Annotated in this window: 4 protein-coding genes; all 4 read right to left on the reverse strand. The window is 67.3% G+C overall.

What is annotated here, in order from left to right:
* Positions 1-134: 134 nt before the first annotated feature.
* From ACIRA7_RS14825 to ACIRA7_RS14840, 4 genes are read right to left on the reverse strand one after another with little or no spacing between them, the layout of a single operon-like run.
* A complete protein-coding gene (locus ACIRA7_RS14825; protein WP_396221621.1) occupies positions 135-1,742 on the reverse strand; it encodes a DHA2 family efflux MFS transporter permease subunit in 1,608 nt (535 codons plus the stop codon).
* A 13-nt stretch (positions 1,743-1,755) separates the two neighbouring features.
* Positions 1,756-2,790: an HlyD family efflux transporter periplasmic adaptor subunit gene (locus tag ACIRA7_RS14830; protein ID WP_396221622.1), complete on the reverse strand. Its 1,035-nt coding sequence runs from the start codon at positions 2,788-2,790 to the stop codon at positions 1,756-1,758.
* A gap of 45 nt (positions 2,791-2,835) precedes the next feature.
* On the reverse strand, positions 2,836-4,170 hold the full coding sequence (locus ACIRA7_RS14835; RefSeq protein WP_396221623.1) for a TolC family protein: 1,335 nt from the start codon (positions 4,168-4,170) through the stop codon (positions 2,836-2,838).
* The gene (locus tag ACIRA7_RS14840) at positions 4,167-4,790 is read right to left on the reverse strand and encodes a TetR/AcrR family transcriptional regulator (RefSeq protein WP_396221624.1); all 624 of its coding nucleotides are present in this window, start codon (positions 4,788-4,790) and stop codon (positions 4,167-4,169) included. Before ACIRA7_RS14840 ends, ACIRA7_RS14835 begins: the two co-directional genes overlap by 4 nt.
* Positions 4,791-4,917 lie beyond the last annotated feature (127 nt).

Genomic DNA, 4,917 nt, shown 5'->3' on the forward strand with positions numbered 1-4,917 from the left:
CTCCATCCTCACGGCCCACGGCCCACGGCCCACGGCCCACGGCCGATGGCCGAGAGCCCTCAGCCCACAGCCCGTGAGCCCACAGCCCGTGAGCCTGCAGCCCGCAGAGCCCTCAGCCCGTGAGCCCACAGCCCTCAGTGCAGCTCGACCTTGATGCTAGCCGCTCTCCCCGTCTTCCAGATCAGCAGCAACGGTAGCGCGGCCACCAGCAGAATTCCCGAGATCAAGTAAATCCGCGAGAACGCAATCACACTCGCCTGCGTCGCGATCTGGCGGTCCATGAGCAGCAGGGCCTGCTGTTTCGCGATAGACGGGTCGAAGCCGCGCGCGACCAGCCCCTTCGTGAGCCCGCCCAACCGCGCCATCGTGTTCGGGTCATACGAACCCACGTGCTCCGTCAGCAGCTGCTTCTGCACGACGGTCTGCCGCGCCAGCATGGTCGCCATGATCGCGATGCCCAGCGATCCGCCCAGCTGACGCATGAGGTTGAACATGCCGGTGCCTTGACCGATCAGTCGCATCGGGAGCCCGGCGACGGTGGCACTGGTGAGGGGTACGAACAGGAAACCCAGTCCCACCCCGCGCATGATGAGCGGCCAGAACAGGTCGTCCTGTCCCGAATCGAGCGTGAGGCGCGACATCAGCGTCATCGATCCCAGAAACAGCAAGGCGCCGAACACGATCATCGGTCGCGCATCGACGCGGCTGGCGATGCGTCCCACGAAGGCCATCGTGAACGCCGACGCCAGCGCGCCCGGCAGAATCACCATCCCTGTCTGTTGCGCCGTGTAGCCGTGCAGCTGTTGCAGGAACACCGGCAGCACGAACACCGACCCGTACAGCGCCAGTCCGAGAAACATCGCGAAGAGCACGCCAGGCGCGACTTGCCGCGACTGCAAGATGCGGAAGTCGATGATGGGTTCGTCGATCGTCAACTCGCGCCACACCAGCAGCGCCGCCGATACCACACTCGTGATCGCAAGCCCGGTCACGAAGCGCGATTCGAACCAGTCGAACCGCTCACCGCGCTCCAGCATCCACTGCAGTGAGCCCACGGCCAGCGTGAGCAGCACGATCCCCAGCACGTCCACCGTCGTCGCCTTCACGTGGTACGCTGCGTCGCGCACGTACGTCCACACGAGGTAGCCGGCGAAAATGCCGAGGGGGACGTTGATGTAGAAGATCCACGGCCACGCGTACGCATCGACGATGTAGCCTCCGAGCGTCGGGCCGAGCGTGGGGCCCACCATGACGCCCACGCCGAAGATCGATTGGCCGATGCCGCGCTCGTGCGGCGGGAACGCTTCGAACAGCGTGGTCTGCGCCGTGGACAGCAGCGCGCCGCCGCCGAGGCCCTGGATGACCCGCCAGAACACCAGCCCCCACAGCGACGTCGCCGCGCCGCAGAAGAACGACGCCACGACGAAGATCGCGATCGAGCCGGTGAGATAGTTGCGCCGGCCGAAGTACGACGACAGCCAGCTCGACATGGGAATCACGATTACGTTCGCGATGATGTACGACGTCGATACCCACGCGATTTCATCGAGCGTGGCACCGAGCGTGCCCATCATGTGCGGGATCGCCACGTTCACGATCGACGTGTCCACGAGTTCGAGCACCGCGGCCAGCGTCACCGCGATCGCGATCAGGTACTTGTTCTTGTACGGGTCGTCGGCCACCGCCGCCGCGGCGGCAGCGGGCGTACTGGTGAGACCCACGGGCAGGACGGTGGTCGCCATGACGTGCGCGACGCTACTTCACGAGGACGTTCGCTAGCACCGACATCCCGGGGCGCAGCGGACGGTCGGCGCCCAGTCCCTTCGTGATGCGGATGCGGACCGGCACGCGTTGCACCACCTTCGTGAAGTTGCCCGTGGCGTTGTCGGGCGGCAGCAGCGCGAACTTGGCGCCAGTGGCCGACGCGATACTCTCCACCACGCCCTCGGCGGCGGCCGCGTAGGCGTCCACTTCGAGGGCCACCTGCTGCCCCACGCGGATGCGCGCCAGCTGCGTCTCCTTGAAGTTCGCCGTCACGAATACCCCCGAGTCGGACACGATCGACAGCAGCGTTTGCCCGGCTTGCACCAGCTGGCCGACTTCCACCTGCTTGCGCGATACGATCCCCGACAGCGGTGCCGTGATCTTCGCGTACGACAGCTGCAGCGACGCGTTCTCGCGCGCGGCCTGAGCCGCCGCCAGGCGCGCCCGCGCCAGACGCACCCCCGCTTCGGCGTTCGACACCCCCGAGGTTGCGGCGCTCACCTGTCGCTGCGTGGCCGTGAGCGTGGCCGCCGCCGCATCGAACGCAGCTTGCGCCGCATCGAGCTGCGCCATGCTGATGATCTGCTTTGCCGAGAGCTCCTTCGCGCGCGCGAGATCGCTCTGCGCCTTCACCACCTGCGCGCGCGCCGCCAAGACCTGCGCATCACCAACCTCACGCTGGCTCGACGCGGTGCGCACCATCGCCGCCGCCTGTCCTTCGACTCCACCGCTACCGGCGGCCGCTATGGCCGCCGCGTAGTCGGCCTCGGCCTGCGCCAGCTTGACCTGATACTCACGCTCATCGATCGACACCAGCACGCCCTTGTCATCGACATGCGCATTCTCGCCCACGTTTACCGCCAGCACGTAGCCGCCGATCTTGGCGACCACCGGCACGATGTGTCCGTCCACCTGCGCATTGTCGGTGGATTCGTGCGACTGCGAAAAGGACCAGCGATTGAAACCCCACACGCCACCGGCGATGACCAGCACGATGGGAATGAGCAGGCGAATATTCTTCTTCATAAACTGCGAAGTATGGAGTTGGGAGTATGGACGGCGCCGACGCGCTTAGGGGAGCTTCTGGACTTCGCCCATCGCGCGGGCCAGCGCGACGCGGGAGCCCTGATAGCTCGCCAGCGCATCGTTGCGCAGTGTGCGGGCCTGATTCAGCGACAGCAGTGCCGTGATCACGTCACCGTTGCCGGCGACCCCGGCGCGGAATCGCTCCTGCGCCTGACTCACTTCCTGCTCGGCCAGACGCAGCCGTTCGCGCACGGCGTCCACCTGCTCCAGCGCCGCGCTCAAGTCGAGGAGCGCGGCGCGTACCTCGAGCGCGCTCTGCGCGCGGAGCTCACGCAGCTTGGCGTCGGTTTCGCGCGACGCCGCCAGCTGTTCCTGCGCACGGCCTTCACGGCGGAACCCGTCGAACAGGCCGACGGACAACTGCACGCCCCACGAATAGGTGGGTAGCAGTCGATTCCAGTTCTTACCGATCACGCCCTGATCGACCACCAGCCCGAGTTGCGGCGTGCGTTCCCACTTGATCGCTTGTGAGGCCGCACGCTGCGCCGTTTCCTGCGCCTGCAGCGCCTTCACGTCCGCGCGCGATTCGGTTGCCCGGGCGAGGGCGACGGCGGCATCGGGGGCACCGTCGGAGACCGGCATACCGGCCAGCGAATCGCTCAGCGTGAGCGGGGCATCGAGCGGCAAACCAACGGCGCGCTTGAGTTCCAACAGCCCACGGTCGCGCTCATTGCGCGCGCCGATGATCTGCGCGCGTACATTGGCCAGCTGCGACTCGGCGCGCGTGACATCGAGCGCGATGCCCGTGCCGGCCTGGAGCTGATCGCGCGCAATGCGCAGCAGATCCGCCGCCAACGCCGAGTCGGCGCGGCGTGACGCCAACTGCGCCTCGGCGCGTGCGGCGCGCACGTACACCGCCGCGGCCGTGGCCGCCGCCAGGTCGGCCTGCGCCTGCACGTCGGCGCTGGCCGCCAGCACCGACGACTGCGCGGCACGCCACTTGGCCACGTTGCCGAGATCGAGCAACGGCTGCTGCAGGCGATAGCGCATATCGACCGTGGGCACCGGTCCGATGATCTCACCATCCGGGCGCAGCAGCGGCTTGCCGGTGACCGGATTGCTGAACGTGAACCCGAACGTTGCCGAGTTGATGTTGCGCTCGGCTTGTGCGATGCCGGCCGCGAGATCGGGGAAGAGCGCACCCCGTCGCTGGGTCACGCGGGCTTCGGCCTGCGCCACGCGTTGGCGGGCGACATCGACGCCACCGCTCTGTTTCGCGGCGAGTCGCGCCGCGTCGCCCAGGGAGAGCGCGCTTTGCGCGCGCACGGCGGTACCCGCCGTCGAGAGGGCGGCAACGAGGAAGAGCAGGCGAGGCGTCATGGACGAAGGGCGTAGAGATAAAACTCGAGCATCTCGGCGAGCACTTGCTCGTCGCTGCCGAGTGTCATGAAGAATTCACGACGCGCACACCAGGTGCTGTGCGACATCCAGATCGACGAGAACATGCGGGCCGCCAATGGCGGATCGACGTCGCGGAATTCGCCACGCGCGACTCCGCGGGCGATGATGCCTGCGACGAGGCGGCGTCCCCTGGCAATCACCTCGTCGGCGTAGAACTGCATGAGGTCGGGAAAAGCCCCAAGCTCGAGCGAGACGAGGCGCTGCAGCACTTGGACGCGCTCGGTGCGCAGGAAGGCCCACCAGCCGGTCCCGAGCCGGCGCAACTGCGCCTCGGCGGTCTCCGCGTGGGATTCGGCCTGCGACGCCTCCGCCTCGGCCAGCGCCGCGACGATCGTGGTGTGCACCATCTCCCGGAACAGCGCTTCCTTGTTCGGGAAGTAGAGGTAGATGGTGCCCTTGGCTACCTGCGCCCGCTTGGCGATGTCGTCGAGGCGCGCGCCGGCGAGTCCGTGTTCGCCGAATTCGTGGAAGGCGGCGTCGAGGATCTGGGTGGGTCGTTCTTCCGGCGCCCGGCGGCGGTGGGTTTCGATGGTCGGCACCCGCGGATGTTAATGACTGACTGGTCAGTTAGTAAGGGGATTGACGGCGACGTACTCGACACGATCGGTTTCAAGGGGTCAGAGTCGTTGGACGCGCGGGGTGGACGCCTCTGTCCCCGGGTCAGGA

Origin of the sequence: Gemmatimonas sp., assembly GCF_044376735.1 — a bacterium.
In the GTDB taxonomy this organism is placed as follows: domain Bacteria; phylum Gemmatimonadota; class Gemmatimonadetes; order Gemmatimonadales; family Gemmatimonadaceae; genus Gemmatimonas.

Excerpts from the sequence above, each read along its gene's own strand:
- ACIRA7_RS14835 (WP_396221623.1), bottom strand. The coding sequence starts at position 4,170 with ATGACGCCTCGCCTGCTCTTCCTCGTTGCCGCCCTCTCGACGGCGGGT.
- ACIRA7_RS14830 (WP_396221622.1), bottom strand. The coding sequence starts at position 2,790 with ATGAAGAAGAATATTCGCCTGCTCATTCCCATCGTGCTGGTCATCGCC.
- ACIRA7_RS14825 (WP_396221621.1), bottom strand. The coding sequence starts at position 1,742 with ATGGCGACCACCGTCCTGCCCGTGGGTCTCACCAGTACGCCCGCTGCC.